26 protein-coding genes are annotated in these 21,894 nt (G+C 66.0%); 13 read left to right on the forward strand and 13 right to left on the reverse strand.

What is annotated here, in order from left to right:
- Nucleotide 1: 1 nt before the first annotated feature.
- A complete protein-coding gene (locus tag D0Z60_RS08470) occupies nt 2-661 on the forward strand; it encodes an MT-A70 family methyltransferase (RefSeq protein WP_118857834.1) in 660 nt (219 codons plus the stop codon).
- On the opposite strand, the gene D0Z60_RS08475 is transcribed toward D0Z60_RS08470, so the two are convergent.
- Nucleotides 662-1,363 carry a BglII/BstYI family type II restriction endonuclease gene (locus D0Z60_RS08475; protein WP_118857835.1) on the reverse strand — a complete coding sequence of 234 codons (702 nt, stop codon included), beginning with the start codon at nt 1,361-1,363 and terminating at the stop codon, nt 662-664. It abuts the gene before it with no gap.
- Nucleotides 1,364-1,537: 174 nt separating this feature from the next.
- Between D0Z60_RS08475 and D0Z60_RS11715 the strand changes: the two genes are divergently transcribed.
- The gene (locus tag D0Z60_RS11715) at nt 1,538-1,681 is read left to right on the forward strand and encodes a hypothetical protein (RefSeq protein ID WP_162888159.1); all 144 of its coding nucleotides are present in this window, start codon (nt 1,538-1,540) and stop codon (nt 1,679-1,681) included.
- A gap of 247 nt (nt 1,682-1,928) precedes the next feature.
- Here the strand turns inward: D0Z60_RS11715 and D0Z60_RS08480 are convergent, their stop codons facing one another.
- The gene (locus tag D0Z60_RS08480; protein WP_118857836.1) at nt 1,929-2,177 is read right to left on the reverse strand and encodes a hypothetical protein; all 249 of its coding nucleotides are present in this window, start codon (nt 2,175-2,177) and stop codon (nt 1,929-1,931) included.
- Between the two features lie 104 nt (nt 2,178-2,281).
- Between D0Z60_RS08480 and D0Z60_RS08485 the strand changes: the two genes are divergently transcribed.
- A complete protein-coding gene (locus tag D0Z60_RS08485; RefSeq protein WP_118857837.1) occupies nt 2,282-2,692 on the forward strand; it encodes a BLUF domain-containing protein in 411 nt (136 codons plus the stop codon).
- Here the strand turns inward: D0Z60_RS08485 and D0Z60_RS08490 are convergent.
- Complete coding sequence (locus D0Z60_RS08490; protein WP_162888160.1) at nt 2,689-2,907, reverse strand: hypothetical protein; 219 nt, start codon at nt 2,905-2,907, stop codon at nt 2,689-2,691. The two genes, D0Z60_RS08485 and D0Z60_RS08490, sit on opposite strands and share 4 nt — an antisense overlap.
- An 86-nt stretch (nt 2,908-2,993) precedes the next feature.
- On the opposite strand from D0Z60_RS08490, the gene D0Z60_RS08495 reads away from it, so the two are divergent.
- Entirely contained in the window at nt 2,994-3,275 is a 282-nt protein-coding gene (locus tag D0Z60_RS08495) for a KTSC domain-containing protein (protein ID WP_118857839.1), read from the forward strand.
- A gap of 409 nt (nt 3,276-3,684) precedes the next feature.
- Complete coding sequence (locus D0Z60_RS08500) at nt 3,685-3,921, forward strand: hypothetical protein (protein ID WP_118857840.1); 237 nt, start codon at nt 3,685-3,687, stop codon at nt 3,919-3,921.
- 11 nt (nt 3,922-3,932) lie between these two features.
- On the opposite strand, the gene D0Z60_RS11720 is transcribed toward D0Z60_RS08500, so the two are convergent.
- The 5 genes from D0Z60_RS11720 to lepA all read right to left on the reverse strand — a co-directional run bounded on the left by D0Z60_RS11720 (nt 3,933) and on the right by lepA (nt 9,064).
- Nucleotides 3,933-4,532, reverse strand: coding sequence for an Nmad2 family putative nucleotide modification protein (locus D0Z60_RS11720; protein WP_162888161.1), 600 nt, complete (start codon nt 4,530-4,532; stop codon nt 3,933-3,935).
- Nucleotides 4,533-4,982 (reverse strand): hypothetical protein, encoded by a 450-nt coding sequence (locus D0Z60_RS11725; RefSeq protein ID WP_162888162.1) that lies wholly within the window; start codon nt 4,980-4,982, stop codon nt 4,533-4,535.
- Between the two features lie 54 nt (nt 4,983-5,036).
- A complete protein-coding gene (locus D0Z60_RS08505; protein ID WP_118857841.1) occupies nt 5,037-5,711 on the reverse strand; it encodes a uracil-DNA glycosylase in 675 nt (224 codons plus the stop codon).
- 89 nt (nt 5,712-5,800) lie between these two features.
- On the reverse strand, nt 5,801-6,949 hold the full coding sequence (locus D0Z60_RS08510; RefSeq protein WP_118857842.1) for a nucleoside triphosphate pyrophosphohydrolase family protein: 1,149 nt from the start codon (nt 6,947-6,949) through the stop codon (nt 5,801-5,803).
- A gap of 315 nt (nt 6,950-7,264) precedes the next feature.
- Nucleotides 7,265-9,064: a translation elongation factor 4 gene (gene lepA, locus D0Z60_RS08515; RefSeq protein ID WP_118857843.1), complete on the reverse strand. Its 1,800-nt coding sequence runs from the start codon at nt 9,062-9,064 to the stop codon at nt 7,265-7,267.
- A 59-nt stretch (nt 9,065-9,123) separates the two neighbouring features.
- Between lepA and D0Z60_RS08520 the strand changes: the two genes are divergently transcribed.
- The 3 genes from D0Z60_RS08520 to D0Z60_RS08530 all read left to right on the forward strand — a co-directional run bounded on the left by D0Z60_RS08520 (nt 9,124) and on the right by D0Z60_RS08530 (nt 13,867).
- The gene (locus tag D0Z60_RS08520; RefSeq protein ID WP_118857844.1) at nt 9,124-9,954 is read left to right on the forward strand and encodes a DUF1206 domain-containing protein; all 831 of its coding nucleotides are present in this window, start codon (nt 9,124-9,126) and stop codon (nt 9,952-9,954) included.
- Nucleotides 9,955-10,110: 156 nt separating this feature from the next.
- Nucleotides 10,111-10,905, forward strand: coding sequence for a CsgG/HfaB family protein (locus tag D0Z60_RS08525; protein ID WP_205421049.1), 795 nt, complete (start codon nt 10,111-10,113; stop codon nt 10,903-10,905).
- 145 nt (nt 10,906-11,050) lie between these two features.
- On the forward strand, nt 11,051-13,867 hold the full coding sequence (locus tag D0Z60_RS08530; RefSeq protein ID WP_118857845.1) for a M16 family metallopeptidase: 2,817 nt from the start codon (nt 11,051-11,053) through the stop codon (nt 13,865-13,867).
- A gap of 222 nt (nt 13,868-14,089) precedes the next feature.
- On the opposite strand, the gene D0Z60_RS08535 is transcribed toward D0Z60_RS08530, so the two are convergent.
- Together D0Z60_RS08535 and purE are read right to left on the reverse strand one after the other, a co-directional pair.
- Nucleotides 14,090-15,160, reverse strand: a complete 1,071-nt coding sequence (locus D0Z60_RS08535) for a 5-(carboxyamino)imidazole ribonucleotide synthase (RefSeq protein WP_118858514.1) — start codon at nt 15,158-15,160, stop codon at nt 14,090-14,092.
- Between the two features lie 7 nt (nt 15,161-15,167).
- A complete protein-coding gene (purE, locus tag D0Z60_RS08540; protein ID WP_118857846.1) occupies nt 15,168-15,650 on the reverse strand; it encodes a 5-(carboxyamino)imidazole ribonucleotide mutase in 483 nt (160 codons plus the stop codon).
- 167 nt (nt 15,651-15,817) lie between these two features.
- On the opposite strand from purE, the gene D0Z60_RS08545 reads away from it, so the two are divergent.
- Entirely contained in the window at nt 15,818-16,384 is a 567-nt protein-coding gene (locus D0Z60_RS08545; RefSeq protein WP_162888163.1) for a GGDEF domain-containing protein, read from the forward strand.
- On the opposite strand, the gene gpmA is transcribed toward D0Z60_RS08545, so the two are convergent.
- Together gpmA and D0Z60_RS08555 are read right to left on the reverse strand one after the other, a co-directional pair.
- A complete protein-coding gene (gene gpmA, locus D0Z60_RS08550; protein ID WP_118857848.1) occupies nt 16,381-17,067 on the reverse strand; it encodes a 2,3-diphosphoglycerate-dependent phosphoglycerate mutase in 687 nt (228 codons plus the stop codon). The two genes, D0Z60_RS08545 and gpmA, sit on opposite strands and share 4 nt — an antisense overlap.
- Nucleotides 17,067-18,230 carry a M14 family metallopeptidase gene (locus D0Z60_RS08555; protein WP_118858515.1) on the reverse strand — a complete coding sequence of 388 codons (1,164 nt, stop codon included), beginning with the start codon at nt 18,228-18,230 and terminating at the stop codon, nt 17,067-17,069. The genes gpmA and D0Z60_RS08555 overlap by 1 nt, the downstream gene beginning before the upstream one ends.
- A gap of 178 nt (nt 18,231-18,408) precedes the next feature.
- Between D0Z60_RS08555 and ykgO the strand changes: the two genes are divergently transcribed.
- From ykgO to D0Z60_RS08575, 4 genes are all read left to right on the forward strand, one after another.
- The gene (ykgO, locus tag D0Z60_RS08560; protein WP_118857849.1) at nt 18,409-18,534 is read left to right on the forward strand and encodes a type B 50S ribosomal protein L36; all 126 of its coding nucleotides are present in this window, start codon (nt 18,409-18,411) and stop codon (nt 18,532-18,534) included.
- A 141-nt stretch (nt 18,535-18,675) separates the two neighbouring features.
- Entirely contained in the window at nt 18,676-18,891 is a 216-nt protein-coding gene (locus tag D0Z60_RS08565) for a hypothetical protein (protein ID WP_118857850.1), read from the forward strand.
- Nucleotides 18,892-19,040: 149 nt separating this feature from the next.
- Nucleotides 19,041-19,595, forward strand: a complete 555-nt coding sequence (locus tag D0Z60_RS08570; RefSeq protein ID WP_118857851.1) for a VOC family protein — start codon at nt 19,041-19,043, stop codon at nt 19,593-19,595.
- A gap of 117 nt (nt 19,596-19,712) precedes the next feature.
- Nucleotides 19,713-20,723 carry a fumarylacetoacetate hydrolase family protein gene (locus D0Z60_RS08575; protein WP_118857852.1) on the forward strand — a complete coding sequence of 337 codons (1,011 nt, stop codon included), beginning with the start codon at nt 19,713-19,715 and terminating at the stop codon, nt 20,721-20,723.
- A gap of 238 nt (nt 20,724-20,961) precedes the next feature.
- Here D0Z60_RS08575 and D0Z60_RS08580 read toward each other — a convergent pair whose 3' ends face one another.
- The gene (locus tag D0Z60_RS08580) at nt 20,962-21,891 is read right to left on the reverse strand and encodes a 2-dehydropantoate 2-reductase (RefSeq protein ID WP_118857853.1); all 930 of its coding nucleotides are present in this window, start codon (nt 21,889-21,891) and stop codon (nt 20,962-20,964) included.
- Nucleotides 21,892-21,894: the final 3 nt, after the last annotated feature.

A 21,894-nucleotide genomic window follows, 5' to 3' on the forward strand; every position in this document is an offset into this window, starting at 1 on the left:
TATGTTCTCGCCTGACGATCCGCTAAGCGACGCCGCCATCGACCTTCTCGCCAGTGCTCGGGGGAAGCAGTTCGGCACGATCCTCGCCGATCCACCCTGGCAATTCCAGAACCGCACCGGCAAGGTCGCGCCCGAGCACAAGCGGCTCAACCGCTACGGCACGATGACCCTCGAGGAAATCTGCGCGCTGCCGGTCGACGACATCGCCGCCGATCCCTCGCACCTCTATCTTTGGGTGCCCAATGCCCTGCTGCCCGATGGCCTCCGAGTGATGAACGAGTGGGGCTTCCGCTATATTTCCAACATCGTCTGGCACAAGGTGCGCAAGGACGGCGGGTCCGACGGGCGCGGTGTCGGCTTCTACTTCCGCAACGTCACCGAGCTGCTGCTGTTCGGCGTCAAGGGCAAGAACGCCCGCACGCTCGATCCCGGCCGCAGCCAGGTCAACATGATCCAGACCCGCAAGCGGGAGCACAGCCGCAAGCCGGACGAGCAGTACGGCATCATCGAGAAGTGCAGCTGGGGCCCCCGCCTCGAAATGTTCAGCCGCGGCAAGCGCTCCGGCTGGACCGTCTGGGGCAACCAGGCCGACGACGACTACAAACCGACCTGGGACACCTACAGCTACAACAGCGCGATGGATGCGGTGCCGGCGGAGTAGTCAGCCGTAGGGCTTGCCATTCCAAGTTGCTTCAGTGGCAGCGACCAACAATACGGGGCACGTGCCCATCACTCCCCGTCGCATCCGCATCTGCGCTTTATCAAAGGCCGTAACGGTCGAAGTTGTGAGATCGATCGGCATGCGCTGCGCCTGTTTTTCAGGCGGAAGCGTCGCAAGATATTTGGCCCACAGCCGTCGCGCCAAGGCGAGCAGCGATAGTCGGTCTTTGGTGATGATAACTCCGGCGGAGATGACACCTGCCTCGTACCACGAACGGTAAGACGCGAGATCACGATCGAGGTTGCCGTCTTTTGCGTTCCATTCCACATCAAGCACGACGCGGTTCTTGAAATTGTCGACCAAGTATCCCGTCTGATAGACGGGCGGCAGCTCATCTATTTGCTTACCGTTCTTGCTAAAGAGCAGCCCTTTCGTTTCAAGGTCGAGCCGCGCTTCACACCATCCTCGAGCACGAAACAGGTCGTCGATCTGCTCAGCAATGTCCCCACGGTTCCCACCCGCTTTCAGCCACGAGTTCGGGTCCAACCGATACGTCGACAATATGTCGACGATGTCTTTCCACTCCTTTGGACAGATCGCCTGGATCACGGCTGCTGCGGAGTTCGACTCCATGAACGCCCAGCGGTCGCGCGCTGCACGCGGTAGGACTTTTGGCAGGTCGTAGGTGAAGGTTTCGAACATTCGACCACTATGGTTCGATCAACCCGCGTAGTCCAACCGTTACACCTAACCTCCTAGCCTTCGTGGCTTCGTGCCTTCGTGCGAACCAACTCCCTTCGCCCCCCACGGCCTTTGGCCCACCCCCCAGCATCCGCGCCACCCTTTGCGCGTTCCCTCGCCCGAAGGAGACACAAGATGGCCGACACCAAGGGCACGGGGAGCCACGCCGCGCGCAAGGCGAATGCGGCGGCGGCGAAGGAGGGCAAGTCCAACCCGCGCACCTCGTCCAAGGCGCAGTCGATCCTCGGCAAGAAGGGCGCCCGCGCCAAAAAGGACTAGCCGCGGCGGCGCGCGAGGCCTTCGCGGGTGCGACGACAAAAGCCTGTCCTACAGCCCGCCCATTGGGGTTCGCTGCTCTCGCGCCCGCCTTTGCGCGCGCCGGCTCTTTCCCCGTATCGAGATCGCCAGGGCAGTGGCAGCACAGCCGCCGACCCGCCCCGCCCCCGCTTTTCGCGGACTCGCTTAACTTCGCGATTAGGCCCCCGAAAAGGTCGATACTGCGTGTAGTTCGCGAAGCTAAGCGCCGTCAGATCCGCGCCACCACCTCGCGCGGCGTCCAGCCGGAGTAGCTGGCGAAGCCGACCAGGATCGCGATCACCGCCAGCGCCGACATGACGATCCCGAGCAGCACCGCATTGCGGTCGCGCTCGCTGCGGCTGACGAGGACCGTCTGGCGCTCGGCCACCGGCGGCGGCGCGCGCCGGATCCGCGATGCGCGGACGTTGCCCTCGCCGAGCGCGACGGGCTGCTTTGAGGTGGGAAGCGGGACTGCCATGGCCGAAGGCTAGGCGCGGCGGGTTACCATGGGGTTAGCGCCGAGGGTCCAAAGCGGAGCCGCCGTTTACCGAGCGTTAAGCGGCCGCTGGCATTGACCGCCCCATGCTCCAGATCGTCTACATCTCGACCATGCGCGGCCCGATCAGCCGGACCGAATGCGACCTCATCCTTGCCGCCTCGCGCCGCAACAACCCAGGCGCCGGGATCACCGGCCTGCTGGTCGTCGGCGGCAACCGCTTCCTGCAATTGCTCGAGGGCCCGGAAGACGCGGTCGAAGCCTGCCTCGCGCGGATCCGCAGCGACCCGCGGCATTTCGCCCTCGTGGTCCTCGACAAGCGCCAGGTCGCCGAGCGCGCCTGCCCCGACTGGGCGATGGGCTATCGCACCGGCGGCGGCGCTGGTGGCGAAGGATCGCTCGAGCAGATCGTCGAAGCCTTGGTGGCGCCGATCGAGGAGCCCTATCTCAAGGCGCAGTTTACCAGTTTCGCCAAGCTGCAGGACCGCGCCGCCTAGCGCCGGAGCTCGCGCGCCACCGGGCTCGGCTCGGTTAACAGCAGTGCCAGCCCAGCGACGAACGCCAGCGACAGCCCCAGCCCGACCAGCGAGCCCAACGCTGGCCGCGCCGCCCGTCGGCGCGGCGTGCGCGCAAGCGCCTGCTCCAACGCCCGCTGGCTCGCGGCATCGAGCGGGGTCGCATCGGCGAGGTCGGAATGGTCGAACGGCTTCATCGCCGCGCCCATAGCTTGCCGCTGGTTACGGGGCGGTTAGCGACCGGCGCCGAAACGCGACCCGGCCGCCATTCGTTGTCGCCGTCATGCCCTCGGCCGTCATCCGCCGCTTCGCTTATCACCACGAGACCAGCGCGCTGGAGGTGACCTTCACCACCGGCCGCCGCTACCTCTACGCCAACGTCCCGCCCGAAGCGGCCGAGGCGCTGGCCGCTGCGTTCGCCAAGGGCATCCACTTCAACCGCCACATCCGCGGGAGATACGCCTTCGAGGAGCTGGAAGCGGAGGCCCCTCGACCAGGCTCGGGACAGACCCCTCGACCAGGCTCGGGACAGGCCCCTCGACCGGGCTCGGGACAGGCCCCTTGACCAAGCTCGGGACGGGCCCCTTAACTACACGAACTACACCCAGGATCGTCCTTTTCGGGGACCTAATCGCGAAGTTAAGCGAACCTCGCCATGCCTCCGGCAGTGCGTCCACTTGGCTGCAAGACGGCGCGGATTTTCGCCTTGTGCTCGTGGCCCTTCCGAGTTGGCTGTGCCATGGCAACCTCTCCCGCAAGCGCCAGCGTGACACAAACCGGGGTGTGTAGGACAGCGAAAACCGCCGAGCCGAAGGGAGCGATTGCGCAAGCAATCGGGAGCTTCGGAGTAGAGTCGGTTTTCGCCCGGGCAGCGGGTCGCGAAGCGAACCCGACTGACGTCACGGGATTCACTCCGTGACGGCCCCTGCGATTTTCATTTTCCTACTCGCCCAAAATCTGGTTCATCCTCGTCGATGACCGACCCCACCGACCCGCCCCGCACCTTCTCCCTGAAGGACCCGACCTCCTTCAGCGGCAACCGCCACCGCGGCCGCTTCCTGCGTGGGCTGTCGGAGGCGGATTGGCCGGCAATCGTGCCGGTACCGGTTGCGGAGTCAGGAGACGCCGAAAGAGTGATGCCGACGCCTTACGATGCGGCGGTGAATGAGGCGGCGAGGAATGGTTGGTGGTGGGCAAAGAGCCGAGACTAAGGACCGGTTCATTACTTCCAATTGACCGGACGCCCAATTCGACCTTTGGGACCAGCGTCAAACCATGCAATTGCTGCTGCCTGCAGGGCGTCAGAATAGCCGTTCCGAAAATTCCTCACGTTTGGATACAGATCGTCGCCTTCAAAGTTTCGAAGGACCGGGGGAATCTCGGCTGCGGAACTTCCCCAATAAGCAAAATCAGTCCCTACAAGCACTGCATCGGCCCCCAAGTCTCGCGCGGCATTCAAGGCATTTTTTCCCCCACCGTCCAGACTGTGGTGCGAGTCTTCTTGCACCCAGATCCCGGGCTCATTCTGATGATAAATGTTGTCACCGTAAGCGCGTGCCTTGCCAGCAGTGAAGACCGGCTTCTTCCGCTCAAATCTTTCGTCGTTCCAGTACTCATCGAACGTTAGTCTTTCCGCCACCCTCATGGCGAAAATTACGCGACCAACCAGATTCAGCTTCGAGCTTCCGCATCCGATAATTAGGTCCCCAACGGCCGCCTTCCGGCGAATATCGGGCTTGCAACAAGCGATTGTGCAGTAGCCAAAATACGGGTTGGGCGCGAAGCCATAATCACGGCTAATTTTGTACGCCCAAACAGTCATTTATTGGCACTTGACTCTGTCTGGCTCCCGAGGCGGAGCTGGCGAATTGTCCGGCCGGATCCGCTCTGGCTCACCTTCGACCACGTCGATTAGGTCTGGCGCATCCGGTGAGGGCACGTGACCATCAATGATGTCATCAATATCAGTGGGAAGGATTGCTGGATCGCCACCAACTGTCACCACGCGGCAGCCTCCATCGGAAGCAAGGCCGCCAATCCCACCGAGTGCGGCCTCTTCGTCGACCAGAATTACGCAGACTTCTGCTCCGTCTAAGCAATCCTTCACATGATCCGGGAGCGTAGAGGCGTCGCCGGCTTGGACAGCCTTCGCCTCCGTGATGCTTACCTCTGCCATGCAAGCGTCGAAGCCGTTTTCTTGCAGACGTTTGGCAACCACTTCGGCCTCCGCCGCCCTTGCTTCCGTGAATACAATGCACGCCTTTTTCGCCATCACAGACTCCCTTCGGAATCAGGAACATAACGGAAACGAGGGTGTCAGGAAAGACTAGAAAAACCGTGGTGAGTGATTTTCCCGACGCACTGAGGAATCATAGCCATAAATTGACCAAATGCCTCGTTTGAAATCGGCAACGCCACCGTAACTTGGGTGCCTGACTTTTAAACACTCCACTCCCAAATCTTCCAGACCCGACGCAGCGTCATTACCAATAGCCACAATTTTTGTAGGCTGCAGCAATTCGAGAAGCGCTTCCAGAATCCATTTGCAAGATTGTCGCTCGCTCCTCGAATGACAGCGATTTGAAAGCGGATCGTTGTGCCCATGCGGATGGAGAGGGAAGACATTCCAGGTGAACACTGGAATCTGAATTTCCTGAACCACACCCCAAATAACCGCTGCGGTGCGTTCGGCAACGACCGGCCCCCTGGTGGCCCGAACCACAGGAAGCTGCTTACCAAATGAACGGGTCAGATTCCCGAGGTTTGCCTCGTCGGTCAGTGCAATCCCGGTGCGTCTTCCACCGCGATATCCGAGGTCACGCGCAACCCAGAGCGTGTTAACGCACAAGTCGAGAGATGCCTGCAGGTGCGCTTCAAGATTTGACCGACGGCGTGCCGGTGCGTCCGTAAGGTCAAAATGAGGGCAAACGTCAGAGTACGGATTGAAGACGTTCGGCATTCTCACATCAGCGAGCGCACTCACGAATTTTTTGGGAGACATCGAAGGCCCTTTGAAAGGCCAGTCGTTAGAGCCTCCGTGGAATTTTGAAAGGTCGCCGCCTGTGGATATCGGGAATGGTTCAACTGCCCTCACAACGGCTCGATGCTGAGCTTTCGATCCCGTATGATCAATCGGCCGCTCCGATTACTCTTAAGATATCGGAAGGCAGCATAGCCCTCTAGGATCGCTTCTTCCCATGCCCAGTAGGGCGCATCTTGAATCTCGTATCCCCCGACAAACTTCCTAATTATCTTCAGCAAGTCGAAGCTAAGTTTCCCACGATTGACTCCTTCGAAAAGTGCGTTCTTTTTTGCTTCGTTGAATACGAGCGTAGCGATTCCTTCCTCTATCAAAATGGCGCGGGCACCGTCTTCCGCTTCGTCTACCTTCGCATCACTCTTGCGCTTCAGTCTGTAGAGCGCTCGGGTTACGGGCGACCATCCCAACACGGCCACATAGGCATAGTGAAACACGTCGTGAAATCGATAGTCGTCGGGATCCTTGATGTTATCCGTTAGTCTATCGCCAACGTTAATCCCGTTGCAGCGTTGAAATACGAAATACCGGTCTCCTCTTTTCTCCTCCCGAATCTCGACTTCGAGGTTTCGCGGAAGCCGCTCGTATTCTGGAAACTCGTCATCTTTATAAGTTGGCAATATTCGAGTCTTCGGCCATCTCTCCTCCGCCTTGCGGAGTTGAGCTAGAGCGGCGTCTTGAAGTTCAATCTCGGTTCGGTTTGCCACGGCCAGAATCTCGCCGAAGACATTCGAAAAGGACTCGATGAGCGGTGCTCGGTTTCTTTTCTTCAAGAAGAGTCGATGGTCATACACAAGCTGGCCGACTTTCTCGGCTAAATCGATGAGCCGCCATTCGAGCAAGAGGCTGGGCTCAACCGGAATCCCTCTAAGCCGTGGCTGAAGGTCGCGAAACGTCAGTGATGAATCGACCGTCGCGTGATCGGGAAGCATGCCGATAGCGAGAGATGCAATTTCACTGAGCGTGATCGAGTTTCTGGCAGCAACGGCGCTCAAGTACCAGAGTACGTCTCCAAGTTCCTCGGTAACTCTTTCGCGGTAGTCAACTGTCCTATCGCGCTCATGCTTTTTAACTTCAGAAAGAACGCTACCGGCTTCGCCAAAGAGACCTAATAGCAAAAATGATGGACTATCATCCCCTTTAGAGACGTCGGTGCCGACAGCCGCAGCTTGATAGCTGTCCAATGTAAGGGGCTCGTTCATTGCATCCCCGAAAGGTGCAAGGTGCTCAAATGTTGTTGAGCTCGACGCACGGCCCCACCCCCGACAAAAACGCGGACCGAGCGATTCGAGAATACGGGTCTTCGCTAAAATTGAAATAGGCCTTCACGAAGTAAATTGACCTGACGGCCAGCTTCGCTTTCGTGACGTCGAACGGTTCGGCTGCGCCGACCTGCCGGCCGGAATGCGCCGGCTCTGCGCGCTGCTCCGGCGACGCTTCGCGTCGGCGTCGCTACGCTCTGCGGCTTATTCTTCCCCTCCGACGCATTCCAACGATGCTGAAGCATCGCTGGAACCTTAGGCGTCGTCCCCCATCCTCAACGCAGCAATAAAAGCTTCTTGAGGTATCGAAACACTCCCATATTCCCGCATCTTGGCCTTGCCCTTCTTCTGCTTCTCCAGCAGCTTGCGCTTGCGCGTCGCATCGCCGCCGTAGCATTTCGCCGTCACGTCCTTGCGCATCGCGCTGATCGTTTCGCGGGCGATGACCTTGCCGCCGATCGCCGCCTGGATCGGGATTTTGAAGAGGTGCCTGGGGATGAGCTCTTTTAACCGCTCGCACATGCCGCGGCCGCGGGCTTCGGCGGTGCCGCGGTGGGTGATCATGCTGAGCGCGTCGACCGGCTCCTCGTTGACCAGGATGGTCATCTTGACGAGGTCGCCCTCGCGGTGGCCGATCTGCTCGTAATCGAAGCTGGCGTAGCCCTTGGAGATGCTCTTGAGGCGGTCGTAGAAGTCGAACACCACCTCGTTCAACGGAAGCTCGTACTTGAGCTGGGCGCGGCCGCCGACATAGGTCAGCTCGCGCTGGATGCCGCGGCGGTCCTGGCACAGCTTGAGGATCCCGCCGAGATATTCGTCGGGGGTGTAGATGGTGGCGAGGATCCACGGCTCCTCGATGCTCTCGATCCGGTTGGGATCGGGCATGTCGGCCGGGTTGTGGAGCTCGATCGTGGTCGCCGGCTCGTTCTTCGAATGCGCGAGGTGCATCTTGTAGACCACGCTCGGCGCGGTGGTGATGAGGTCGAGGTCGTACTCGCGGGTCAGCCGCTCCTGGATGATCTCGAGGTGGAGGAGGCCGAGGAAGCCGCAGCGGAAGCCGAAGCCGAGCGCGGCGGAGGATTCCATCTCGAAGCTGAACGAGGCGTCGTTGAGGCGCAGCTTGTAGAGGCTTTCGCGGAGCTTCTCGAACTCGGCCGCGTCGGTCGGGAAGAGGCCGCAGAACACCACCGGCTGGACCTGCTTGAAGCCGGGCAGCGGCTCGGCGGCGGGGCGCTTGGCATCGGTGATGGTGTCGCCGACCGCGGTCTGGCTGACCTCCTTGATCTGGGCGGTGATGAAGCCGATCTCGCCGGGGCCGAGCTCGGCGAGCTGCTCGATCTTGGGCGTGAAGCAGCCGACCCGGTCGACGAGGTGGGTGGTGCCGGCGGCCATGAACTTGACCTGCTGACCCTTGCGCAGCGCGCCGTCGATGACGCGCACCAGGATAACCACGCCGAGATAGGGGTCGTACCAGCTGTCGACCAGCATGGCTTTGAGCGGCGCGGCGCGGTCGCCCTTGGGCGGCGGGATCTTGGCGACGATCGCTTCGAGGACTTCGTCGATGCCGATGCCCGATTTCGCGCTGGCGAGGACGGCCTCGCTGGCGTCGAGGCCGATGATGTCCTCGATCTCGTGGCGGACCTTTTCCGGCTCGGCCGCGGGCAGGTCGATCTTGTTGATGACGGGGATGATCTCGTGATCGTGCTCGATCGACTGGTAGACGTTGGCCAGCGTCTGTGCCTCGACCCCCTGCGCCGCGTCGACCACCAGCAAGGCGCCCTCGCAGGCGGCGAGGCTGCGCGAAACCTCATAGGCGAAGTCGACGTGGCCGGGCGTGTCCATCAGGTTGAGCGTGTGGCCCTTCCACGTCAGGCGCACGGTCTGCGCCTTGATGGTGATTCCGCGTTCCTGCTCGATCTCCATATTGTCGAGCATCTGGCCGCGCGTCATCTCGCGGTCGGTGAGGCCGCCGGTGCGCTGGATCAGCCGGTCGGCGAGCGTCGACTTGCCGTGGTCGATGTGCGCAAAATTGCGGATCTTGGAGAGGTCGGTCATGTTGCCGGGGCCGCTAGCAGGAACATAAGGGCGCGTCATCGGTCTGCTAACGAAACGTGATGGAGAATGGCATGGAGCGCGCGCGGCACCTTCGGACCTGGGCCCAGCTGGGCTATCTCGCGCGCGGCATCGTCTATCTCATCATCGGCTGGCTGGCGTTCGATTCCAACCGCCCGATGTCGGCCGGCGAAGCGGTCGAATCGGTCGAGGCGATGCCGCTTGGCACACTGCTCCTCGCGCTGCTCGCGGTCGGGCTGTTCGGCTACGGGCTGTACAAGATCGCCGCCGGCGTCGCTGACCTCGACGGTGACGGGACCGAGGGCAAGGCGCTTGCCAAACGCAGCGGCCGGGTCGGCAGCGGCCTCGCTTATTGGGTGCTGGCGTTCGTCGCCGTGCGCGCGATGCTCGATGTCGGTGCGAAGACCGGCGGGAGCGGCCGGGCGAGCGGCCAGGGCGGCGCCGAGGATGCCGCCAGCAGCGTGTCCGACGCGCCGGGCGGCGACATCCTGCTGATCCTCGCCGGGCTGGTCATCCTGGTCGTCGCGGCGGTGCAGCTGGTGATCGCCTACAAGGCCGAGTTCATGGACGAAATGGAGCCCAACGCCCCGGCGCTGGTCAAGCCGGCCGGCCAGGCGGGCTATGCCGCGCGCGGCGTGGTGTTCGCGATCGTCGGCTGGTTCGCACTGAAGGCCGGGCTCGACGGGGAGCGCTGGCGCGATTTCGGCGATGCGCTGGCGGTGGTCCGCGACGACATGCCCCTGCTCTTCAAGGCGATCGCCGTCGGCCTGCTGCTGTTCGGCGCGGTGAGCGTGGTGATGGCCCGCTACCGCCACGTCCGCGACGCCGATCTCGGCGCGCTGGCGCACGAGGCCGCTAGCCACCGGCCTTGATTTAGATTAAGTATGCGCGCGGCCCCTGACGGGGGCTGAACGGGGGGTATTCCGGTCTTGGTCGCGTGGCTGAAAGCGTCGGCTCGAGGGCCGGCGCGCGCCCGTCGTCAAGCCGTCTTTCCCCTCGCCGCGAAGCAAAGGGGGAATTTTCAGATCATGATCCGCACTCTCGCCAACCTCGGCACCGTCATCGGCGCGGGGGCGCTCACCGTTCCGGCCGCCGCCCAGACCAGCAACACCCGCGCCAGCGAGGCGCGCACCATGCAGTCGCGCGCGACGGCCCAGATCCCGGTGTGCAACCGGCGGCTCGGCACGATCGCCATCGTCGAGCCCGAGAACCAGTGGTGGCGCGAGCTCAACCTCAGCAGCCCGGAGGCGATCCTCAAGGTGTTCATCCAGCAGTCCGGCTGCTTCGGGATCGTCAATCGCGGCCGCTCGATGCAAAGCCGGGCGATGGAGCGCGCATTGGCCGAGCAGGGCGAGCTCCAGCAGGGCTCCAACCTCGGCAAGGGCCAGGTCAAGGCGGCCGACTATTTCCTCGAGCCCAACATCGTCACCGCCAACAACAACAGCGGCGGCGGCGGGTTCGGCGCGGCGGCCGGGGCGCTCGGCGGCCTGTTCGGGAGCGGCGGAAGCTTCGTCGGCGGGCTGATCGGCGGGATCAACGTCAAGAAGGGCGAGGCCAACGTCACCTTGTCGGTAGTCAATGCCCGCACCACCGAGGAGGAGGCGCTGGTCGAAGGCTATGCCCGCAAGAAGGACATCAGCTGGGGCGCCGGCGGCGGCGGCGGCTGGTGGGGCGGGTTCGCCGCGGCCGGCGGCCACGGCTACCAGAACACGGAGATCGGTCAGGTCATCGTGCTCGCCTATCTCGACGCCTACACCAGGCTGGTGACCCAGCTCGGCGGCCTGCCGCAGAACGCCGCACTGGCGGCGCCGCAGGCGCGCTAGACGGCCGCCGATCGCGGGGGCGGCCGCAGCGCTGCTCCCGCCATTGGTCGAAAGCTCACGGATGTCAGCGGCTTGGCGCTTGCCAGCGTCGCGCCAGCGCCTAGGGTGCGCGCCATCCGCTTCAGATTTTCGAGGATTCCCCCCGATGCCCAGCCCGCTTCGCCTGTCGTTCCTGCTCGCCGCCGCCGCGCCGCTCGCGCTCGTTTCTACCGCCCAGGCGCAATCGAGCGCGGTCGCCGTCAAGCCGACCCCGGTGCCGCAACTGATCAGCCGGGTGCGCATCCCGCACAGCGAGTTCAAGCTCGCCAACGGCCTCACCGTGCTGGTCCACGAGGACCGCAAGGCGCCGGTCGTCGGGGTCGCGATGTGGTACAACGTCGGCTCCAAGGACGAGCCCCGGGGCAAGACCGGCTTCGCCCATCTGTTCGAGCATTTGATGTTCAACGGCTCGGAGAATCTGCCCGACGACTTCTTCAAATATCTCCAGCAGATCGGCGCCACCGATTATAACGGCACCACCAATTTCGACCGCACCAACTATTTTCAGACGGTGCCCAAGGGCGCGCTCGAGCGGGTGCTGTTCATGGAAAGCGACCGCATGGGCCATCTGCTCGGAGCGGTCAGCCAGAGCGTGCTCGATAACCAGCGCGGCGTGGTCCAGAACGAAAAGCGCCAGGGCGACAACCAGCCTGGCGGCCTCGTCTTCTACGAGGTGCTGAAAGCGCTGTTCCCCGAAGGCCACCCCTATCGCCATTCGCCGATCGGATCGATGGCCGACCTCGACAGCGCCAGCCTCGCCGACGTGCGCCAGTGGTTCGTCGACAATTACGGCCCCAACAACGCCGTGCTGGTGCTGGCCGGCGACATCAACGCCGCCGAGGCGCGGCCGCTGGTCCAGAAATATTTCGGCCACATCAAGCGCGGCCCGGTCAACGTGCCCGCGCAGGCGGCGATCCCGACCCTCAAGGCCGACCGCCGGATGGTGATGAAGGACCGCGTCGCGGCGACCAGCGTGGCGCGCTACTGGCCGATGCCGGGCCTGCTCGACCGCCAGCTGGTCGCGCTCGACGTCGGCGGCTCGATCCTCGGCGGCCTCGCCAGCTCGCGCCTCGACGAGGTGCTGGTGCGCAACGAGAAGATCGCGACCAGCGTCTCGGCCGGCCTCTACCCGTTCCAGCGCGTCGGCATCTTCTTCACCCAGGCGACGGTCAAGCCGGGCGTCGACCCGGCGCTGGTCGAGCGGCGGGTCAACGAGATCCTCGCCGAGTTCATCGCCAAGGGCCCGAGCGCGGCGGAAGTGAAGCGCGCCGCCACCAGCGAGGTCGGCGGACGGATCCGCGGGCTCGAATCGGTCGGCGGCTTCGGCGGCAAGGCCGTCACGCTGGCCGAGGGCGAGACCTTCACCGGCGACAGCAATTTCTACGCCCGCACGCTGGCCAATTATGCCACCGTCACGCCGGCCGAAGTGCAGCGCGCGATGCGCCAGTGGCTGACCCGCCCGGCCTTCACGCTGCAGCTCGAGCCCGGCGACCGGCCGGCCTATGAGGAAGCCAAGGCGGTCGCCGCGACCACTGCCGCCAAGGACAGCGCCGCCGCGCCCAAGGGCCAGCCGCGTCCCATCCCGCCGCTCGGCCAGCTTGCCGGCCTCGACTTCCCGGACATCACCAACACCCGCCTGTCGAACGGTATCGAAGTCGAATACGCCCAGCGCAGCGCGGTCCCGGTGACCCAGGTCGCGGTGTCGTTCGACGCCGGCGACGCGGCCGATCCGGCCAATCGCCGCGGCCTCCAGTCGTTCACCATGGCGATGCTCGACGAGGGCACGTCGACGATGAGCTCGCAGCAGCTCGCCGAGGCGCGCGAGACGCTCGGCGCGAACATCAACGCGACCGGTTCGATCGACCGCTCGACGGTCTATCTGTCGGCGCTGTCGCCCAACCTCGCGCCGTCGCTGTCGCTGCTCGGGGCGACGATCAAGGACGCCGCGTTCGCGCCGGCCGAGATCGAGCGGTTGCGCACCCAGACGCTGACCGCCATCGCCCAGGCCAAGAAGGACCCGAGCGGGATCGGCCAGCGCCTGCTGCCCTCGCTGCTGTTCGGCGCCGACCATCCCTACGCCGTGGTGCGCGGCGGCGACGAGGCGGCGGTGAAGGCGATGACCCGCGACGAATTGCTCGCCTTCCGCGCCGCCTGGCTTCGCCCCGACAACGCGAAAATCTACGTCGTCAGCGACAAGCCGCGGGCCCAGGTGATGCCGCTGCTCGAGGCCGAGTTCGGCCGCTGGACGACCTCCGGCACCAAGGGCGTCAAGCAGTTCGCCGCCGTCCCGCCGCGCCCGTCGAGCCCGCGCATCGTGCTGGTCGACCGGCCGCAATCGCCGCAGTCGGTGATCCTCGCCGGCCAGGTCACGCCGGTCGATCCGAAGAGCGCGGTCGAGGCGCTCGGCTCGGCCAACGACGTGCTCGGCGGCAACTTCCTGTCGCGCATCAACATGGACCTGCGCGAGACCAAGGGCTGGTCCTACGGCGTGCGCGGCTCGGCCCAGCTCCAGGAGCGCGCGGTGCCCTACATCATCAGCGCCCCGGTCCAGGCCGACCGCACCGGCGATTCGATCGTCGCGCTCAACGAGCAGCTGAGCGGTTTCCTCGGCGCCAAGGGGGTCACCGCCGAGGAGCAGGAGCGGACCATCGCCAACCGGATCAACGCCCTGCCCGGCCAGTTCGAGACCAGCGAGGCGGTGCTCGGGGCGATGATGAGCAACGACCTCTACGGCCGCCCGGACAGCTATTACGAGACGCTCGCCGCGCGCTACCGCACGCTCACCGCGGCCGACCTCGACAAGGCGATCCGCGGCGCGGTCGACCCCAAGGGCTTCGTCTGGGTGGTCGTCGGCGACGCCGCCAAGATCCGCCCGCAGCTCGAAAAGCTGGGGTACCCGATCGAGGTTGTTCAGCCCCGCTGAGCCAACGCTCCTCCCTGCCGCGCAGCGGTGGGGAGGGGGACCGTCCGCCGAAGCCGCAGGCGTAGGCGGATGGTGGAGGGGTCCCGGTGCAACGGGGGCGATGTTCGTGCTGGCGCCGGCGCGGAGTAAATCCGCGCCGTCGGTCCTGTCGCCCCAAGGGCGCAGGCCGTCCGCGCTTCGCCGTCTCTTCGCGCTGCTCGCCGACGCCAAACGTCGGCTTCGCTACGCTCGGCGGCTCAGCCTCGTCACATGCCCCATTTTGCGCCCGGCGCGCGCTTCGCCCTTGTCGTAATGGTGGACCGCCGCGCCCGGCTCGGCGACCAGCTCGGCCCAGCGCTCGATCTCTGAACCGATCAGATTCTCCATCTCCGCGCCGCCCGCGACCAGCCCCGGATCGCCCAGCGGAAGGCCGCAGATCGCCCGCACGTGCTGCTCGAATTGCGAGGTCAGCGCGCCCTCGATCGTCCAGTGGCCGCTGTTGTGGACCCGTGGCGCGATCTCGTTGACCAGCGGGCCGTCGGCGGTAGCGAAGAATTCGACCGTCAGCACGCCGACATGGCCGAGCTCTCCGGCGATCCGCTCGGCGATCCCGCGCGCCGCCGCCGCCTGGCTCTCGACCAGCTCGCCGCCGGGAACGGTCGAGCGGCGCAGGATGCCGCCGTCATGCTGGTTGCGCGGCGGATCGAAGCAGCGCGTCGCGCCGTCGGCGTCGCGCGCGACGATCAGCGAGAATTCGGCGGCGAATTGGACGCCCGCCTCGGCCACCGCCGGCTGGCGGCCGATCGCCTCGAACGCCGCCGCCGCGCCGCCTGCCTCGCGCGCCCAGGCCTGACCCTTGCCGTCGTAGCCGAGGCGCCGGGTCTTGAGCACCAGCGGCAGGCCGAGCGCCGCCTCGGCCGCGGCCGCGTCCTCGGCCGAATCGACCGGACGCCACGGCGCGACCCGCGCCCCGACCGCCCCCAGGAACGCCTTTTCCGCCGCCCGGTCCTGCGCCACCTCCAGGCTGCGGGCGCCCGGCACCAGCTTGGCCCCGAGCGCGGCGAGCGGAGCGACGGCGATATTCTCGAACTCGTAGGTGACGACATCGCAGGCGGCGGCGAAGCGGGTCAGCGCGTCGCGGTCGTCGAACGCGCCACGGGTGAAGGCCGCGCTGACGCGGGCCGCGCACGGCGCCTCGTGGGGATCGTAGATGTGGCAGCGGAAGCCGAGCCCGGCCGCGGCCAGCGCCATCATCCGGCCGAGCTGGCCGCCGCCGAGGATGCCGATCGTGGCGCCGGGCGCCAGTGCCGTCACCACCGCCTCACTCGGGGCTCTCGGCGACGCTTTCAGTCTGGCGCGCGCGCCACTCGGCGAGCCGCCCCGCCAGCGCCTCGTCGGTCGTCGCCAGCATGGCCGCGGCGAGCAAGGCGGCGTTGACCGCCCCGGCCTTGCCGATCGCCAGCGTTCCGACCGGCACTCCGGCCGGCATCTGGACAATCGACAGCAGGCTATCGAGCCCGCCCAGGCTCTTCGATTCGACCGGCACGCCGAGCACCGGGAGCGCTGTCATCGACGCCGCCATTCCGGGCAGGTGCGCCGCTCCGCCGGCCCCGGCGATGATCAGCTTGAGCCCGCGCGCCGCCGCGCCGCCCGCGTAATCGTAGAGCCGCTTCGGCGTGCGGTGGGCGGAGACGACCTTGGTCTCGTGGGCGATGCCGAGCGAATCGAGCGTCTCGGCGGCATGGCGCAGCGTCTCCCAGTCGGAGCGGCTGCCCATGATGATCCCGATTTCAACGCCGCCCATCGCCGATACGCTCCCCCGAGAAGGCCTTAAGGCGGTGTAGGAACAAGCCGCGAGGCGCGCAATCGTCCGGCGGCGGGACAGGCGCGTAAGGCAAGTTCCGCTCGGACTTAACCTCTGTTATATCCGGTCCACAAACAGCGGGCTAAGTCACCTCGATGGACCATGTTGTGCGGGACGCCGAACCCGACGCGTTGATGAGCGAGATCCAGCGGCTGAAGGCCGAGATCGAGCGCCTCGAATCGCGAGTCGAGCAGCTCGACGAAGCGGCGTGCATGGATACTCTGGTCCCGGCCGCCAACCGCCGCGGGCTGATGAAGGCGCTGTCGATGCTGCTCGCGCGCCACGAGCGCCACCTCGTGCCCGCAGCGATCCTGTTCGTCGATGTCGATGGCCTCAAGCGCATCAACGACGCCCACGGCCATGCCGCCGGCGATGCCGCGTTGATCCACCTCACCCGGCTGATGACCGACAATCTGCGCAAGACCGATATGGTCGCGCGGATCGGCGGCGACGAGTTCGCGGTGCTGCTCGACCACAGCCCGAGCGAGCATGCCGCCGAGACCGCCCGGCGGCTGGCGCTTCAGGTGGCGGAGAGCGAGTGCATCCACCGCGGCGTGGCGCTCGAGCTCAGCGTCGCCATCGGCCTCGCCGTGATCGAGCGCGGCGACACGCCCGAAAGCGTGCTCGATCGCGCCGACCAGGCGATGTACCGCGAGAAGACGAAGGCGGCCTAGCGCTCGCTGAGGTAGTAGCGGTCGGTGACGCTAAGGTCGTCGGCGAGCTCGTAGACGATCGGCTGGCCGGTCGGGATTTCGAGCCCGATGATGTCCACGTCGCTGATCCCTGACAGATGCTTTTCGAGCGCGCGCAGCGAGTTGCCGTGAGCGGCGACGATGACCCGCTCGCCGGCCGCCAGCCGCGGTTCGATCTCGGCGCGATAATAAGGCAGCACGCGCTCGATCGTGTCCTTGAGGCTCTCCGATTCCGGCACCGTCACCTTTGCGTAGCGGCGGTCGCCGGCAAGGCGCCACTCGCTGTCGGGCTCGAGCGGCGGCGGCGGGATATCGAACGAGCGGCGCCAGATCTTGACCTGGTCGGCGCCGACCTTGTCGATCATCTCCTGCTTGTTGAGCCCGGTCAGCCCGCCATAGTGGCGCTCGTTGAGTCGCCAGTCCTTGACCACCGGCAGCCACAGCCGGTCCATCTCGTGCAACACCAGGTGCAGCGTCCGGATCGCGCGCGTCAGCACTGAGGTGAAGCAGGCGTCGAAATCCATGCCGCGCTCGGCCAACAGCCGCCCCGCGGCGCGTGCCTCGTCGATCCCCTTGGGCGACAGGTCGCTGTCCCACCAGCCGGTGAAGCGGTTCTCGAGGTTCCACTGCGACTGGCCGTGGCGCAGCAGCACCAGCGTCGGCATCAGGCGGTCTCGCGCTCGAGCGCCGGCGCGGCCTTTGCCGCGCTCAACTCCGGCAGGATGGCATGAAGCGCGTCGAGGCACGACGCGGCGAGATATTTCGACCGCTCCGGGCTCCAGCCGTAGAGCTCGTCGGGCAAATCGCCATTGTCCTTGAACGGCATCTCCAGCGTCATCGACACGCAGCCGTAGCGCTCGGCCAGCTGGGTCGTCGACATCGACATATTGGCCTGGCCCGGCGCCGGGATCTCATAGCCCTGGCGGGTCTGGAAATCGGGCGACAGCCGCTCGAGCGTGCTGCTGAACAGCTTGAACAGCTCGCTCTGCCGCTCGGTCAGCGAGGGGATGCCCTCGAAGCCGGCGAGGAAGTTGGCGGGGATCGCCTCGTCGCCGTGGACGTCCATCGCGAACGCCGGCGGATCGGCGTCCATCGCGTCGCGCACGCACAGCACCTCGGGGCTCTTCTCGGCGCTCGGCGCATGCCATTCGCGATTGAGGTTGACGCCCACCGCATTGGTTCGCAAATGCCCGCGCCGCGAACCGTCGGGGTTCATGTTGGGCACCACGTGGAAGGTGCATTCCGAGCGCAGCACGCGCGCCACCGGATCGTCCGGATCGGTCAGCTTCTCGAGCGCGCCTTCCATCCACCATTCGGCCATCGTCTCGCCCGGGTGCTGGCGCGCGTAGAGCCACACCGTCGTCCCGCCCTCGCCGATCGTCAGGCAATCGATGTCCTGTCCGTCGAGGCTCTTGCCCAGGCTTCGGTAGCCGACACCGGGAAGCGCGGCGACGCTCGACACCAAATCGTGGTGCCGCTCCATCGAGTAAGGCGCGAAATAGGCCAGCCAGACGATGTCGGTCTCGGGCGTGAAGCGGATCGTCAGCACCCCGTCGGCGTAGCTCGTGTCCGGCACCCGCACCCAATCCTCGCGGTCGAGCGACAGACACGCCCGATAGCCCGGCCAGCCGTCGGGATAGGCCGCCCCGGCGCAATTGGTGATGCGCAGCGTCACCTCGCGCCCCCCGGCGCCGGCCACGCGGAAGTGGAACCACTGGTAGAAGTCGCTCATGTGATCGGCGGCGATCTCGAGCTCGGCGCCGTTGTCGCTGACCGAGACCACGCGGATGTTGCCGGAATCGAACGAGCTGGAGATGGTGAGCGGCATGATGGACTTCACTTTTGGCGGTGGAAGGGGGTTCGCGCCGACTGATAGAGACGCGCCGCGCACCTGCCAAGCGGCCCGCCCGCGCCTTGACTTGGCCAGCCGCGCCGACTAGGGAGCCGCGCGGTCCACGGACCTCTTTCGACATATAAGCAACCCGAGAACGAGCAGGCGCCCGGCCATGAAGATTCGCAATTCCCTCAAGTCGCTGAAGGCGCGCCACCGCGATTGCCGAGTCATCCGCCGCCGCGGCCGCACCTACGTCATCAACAAGACCAACCGTCGCTTCAAGGCGCGCCAGGGCTAGTCCCAGCCGCCGCAATCGCGAGCGCACGAGGCCGGGCTTGCCCGGCCTTTTTGCGTTCCGGCGCGGCACGCCAAGGAACCAGCCGCGTCCGGCGGGCGTTCGTTTCGCAACGATAACATGTTCAGAACAGGGAGTGGTGACATGGTTGACGAACACGACCGCGCGAGAGACCACGACACCGTCGAGCGCACGACGATCGTCGAGACCGACAGCGGCGGCGGCGGCGGAATCCTCGCCGTGGTGCTGCTGATCATCGTCGTCCTGGTGCTGCTGTTCCTGTTCAAGGACGAGCTTGGCTTCGGGTCGAAGAGCGACGACATCAATATCCCCGACAAGATCGAGGTCAATGTGAACTGAAGCGCCCCCCAGCGCTTCACCCCGGCAAAAGCCGGGGTCCAGTCAAACATTCCGGCGGAAGCCGGACCTAGCACAGACTCGGGCGGGCGCTCCCCGGCGTCCGCCCGCCCCCGTTTGAAATCTGCGCCCGCGCGGCCTAGCAAGGGCGCATGACCCACCCGTTCGAGCTCAAGCGGATCCACCACGCGGCCTATCGCTGCAAGGACGCCAAGACGACCGTCGATTTCTACCGCGACATGCTCGGCATGCGCTACACCACCGCCTTCGCCGAGGACCACGTCCCCTCGACCGGCGCCTACGATCCCTACATGCACGTGTTCCTCGATTGCGGCGGCGGCAATGTCATCGCCTTCTTCGAGCTGCCCAACCAGCCCGAGATGGGCAAGGACCCCAACACGCCGGAATGGGTCCAGCACATCGCCTTCGAAGTGGCCGATCTCGACACGCTGATGGCGGCCAAGGCGCATCTCGAATCCAGGGGCATCGAGGTGCTCGGCCCGACCTTCCACGGCATCTTCCGCTCGATCTATTTCTTCGATCCCAACGGCCACCGGCTCGAGCTGGCGTGCAACATCGGCACTGCGGAGCAATATGCCGAGCTCGAGCGGGTCGCGCCGCTGATGCTCGACGAATGGAGCCGCACCAAGAAGGCCCCGGGCCACGCCCAGTGGCTCCACGTCGATCCCGGCTCGCTCGTCGAATAGGCGCCCGCGCCGCTCTCCCCGATCGCTCGTTCCTTGACACTCCCCTCCCCGTTAGTGTCGAGCGAAGTCGAGACACGTCGCTCGACGTCGCTCGGGACGAACGGAGATCGTTGACCCATGAAACTCGCTTCCCTCAAAGGCGGCCGCGACGGCCGGCTGGTGGTCGTCTCGAACGATCTCGCCTGGTTCGCCGACGCCGGCCATATCGTGCCGACGCTGCAGGGCGCGCTCGACGATTGGGAGCGCTATGAGCCGCTTCTGGCGAGCCTCGCGACCGACCTCGAGCATGGCGCCATCCCGCGTATGCGCTTTCACGAACGCGACGCCGCCTCGCCGCTGCCGCGCGCGTTCCAGTGGGCCGACGGCTCGGCCTATGTGAACCATGTCGCCCTTGTGCGGCAGGCGCGCGGCGCCGAGATGCCCGACAGCTTCTGGCACGATCCGTTGATGTACCAGGGCGGCAGCGACGGCTTTCTCGGCCCGCGCGAGGACATCCTGCTGGCCGACGAAAGTTGGGGCTGCGACCTTGAGGCCGAGGTGGTGGTGGTGACCGGCGACGTGCCGCAGGGGGTCAGCGCCGCCGACGCGCTGCAGTACATCCGTCTGGTCGGGCTGACCAACGACGTCTCCTTGCGCAACCTCATCCCGGGTGAGCTCGCCAAGGGCTTCGGCTTCTTCCAGTCCAAGCCGGCATCGAGCTTCTCGCCGGTGTTCGTCACCCCTGAGGCGCTCGGCGCGCGGTGGAAGGACGGCAAGCTCCACGGCTGCCTGATGGTCCAGTTGAACGGCCAGCCGTTCGGCCGCGCCGATTCGGGCGAGGACATGACCTTCGACTTCGGCACTTTGATCGCCCACGCCGCGCGGACCCGCAAACTCGGCGCCGGCACGATCATCGGCTCGGGCACCGTCTCCAACCGCGACACCGATGGCGGACCCGGCCGGCCGGTCGCCGACGGCGGTTTGGGCTACAGCTGCATCGCCGAAGTGCGCATGGTCGAGACCATCCTGCGCGGCCAGCCCGAGACCGAATTCCTCAAGGCCGGCGACACCGTCTCGATCACCATGATGGACGACAAGCACCACCCGATCTTCGGCACCATCGAACAGAAAGTGGTCGGAGGTAGCTAACGCTCCTCCCTGCGCCGCAGGCGTGGGGAGGTGGCACGCCGAAGCGCAGCGCAGGCGTGACGGAGGGGCCGGGCACAAACCCCTCCACCATCCTTCGCCTTCGGCTACGGATGGTCCCCCTCCCCGCGAGCCGCGCCCGCAGGGAGGAGCGAAGTCTCGTCATTGCGAGGCGCGCAGCGCCGAAGCAATCGAGCGGCGCAAAGCTGGACTGCTTCGCTTCGCTCCGCTCAATGACGAACTAAACCAGCCCCCGCGCCTCTCCCATCAGCCGGGTCATCGCATACAGCGCGGCCAGCTGCGGCGCCGCCACGCCATGCCGCCGCGCCAGTTCGAGCGGCGCTCCGAGCAACGCTTCGAGCTCGATCGGCCGCCCGGCCTCGGAGTCCTGCAGCATCGACGTCTTGAACGCGCCGAGCCGCTCGGTCACCGAGATCCGCGCCTCGCCGCTTTCGGTGATCGGGCAGCCGATCGCCGCACCGATGGCGCGCGCTTCCTCCATGCAGGCGAGCAGCAGCGGGCGGCACTCGGCGATGATCCGGTCGGCGGCGGCGCCGGTCAGCGCCGACAGCGGGTTGACCGTCATATTGCCCCACGCCTTATACCAGATGGCGCGGCGGATTTCGGCGCTCGCCTCGGCGCGAATGCCGGCTTTGGCGAACAGCCCGGCGATCGCCGCCACGCGCGCGCTGTCCCCGCCGCCGGGTTCGCCGAGGATCAGCTTGTCGGCCTGCTGGACGATGATCCGCTCACCCTCGCGCCGGACCGCGGCGTGGACGACGCAGCCGACCACCCGCTCCAGCGGCAGCGCGGCGGCGATCCGGCCGCCGGGATCGACGCTCGCCAGCGGCGGATCGGCGAACCACCACGGCACGCCGTTGACCATCGGCACGACCGCGGTCGCCGGCCCGATCAGCGGCGCCGCCGCCTCCACCGCCTCGGCAAGGGCGAACGCCTTGACCGCCAGGACGACGACGTCCTGCGGGCCGAACTCCGCGGCTTCGTCGCTGGAGTGGATCGCGACCATCTGCCGCTCTTCGGCGCCTTCCAGCGACAGGCTCGGCAAGTCCCGTCCCGGCCGCACCAGCACCGCCGGATCGTGGCCGGCCAGCGCCAGGCGCGCGGCGACCCAGCCGCCGATCGCGCCAGCGCCGACCACCGCGACCTTCATCGC

Source organism: Sphingomonas mesophila (assembly GCF_003499275.1).
In the GTDB taxonomy this organism is placed as follows: domain Bacteria; phylum Pseudomonadota; class Alphaproteobacteria; order Sphingomonadales; family Sphingomonadaceae; genus Sphingomicrobium; species Sphingomicrobium mesophilum.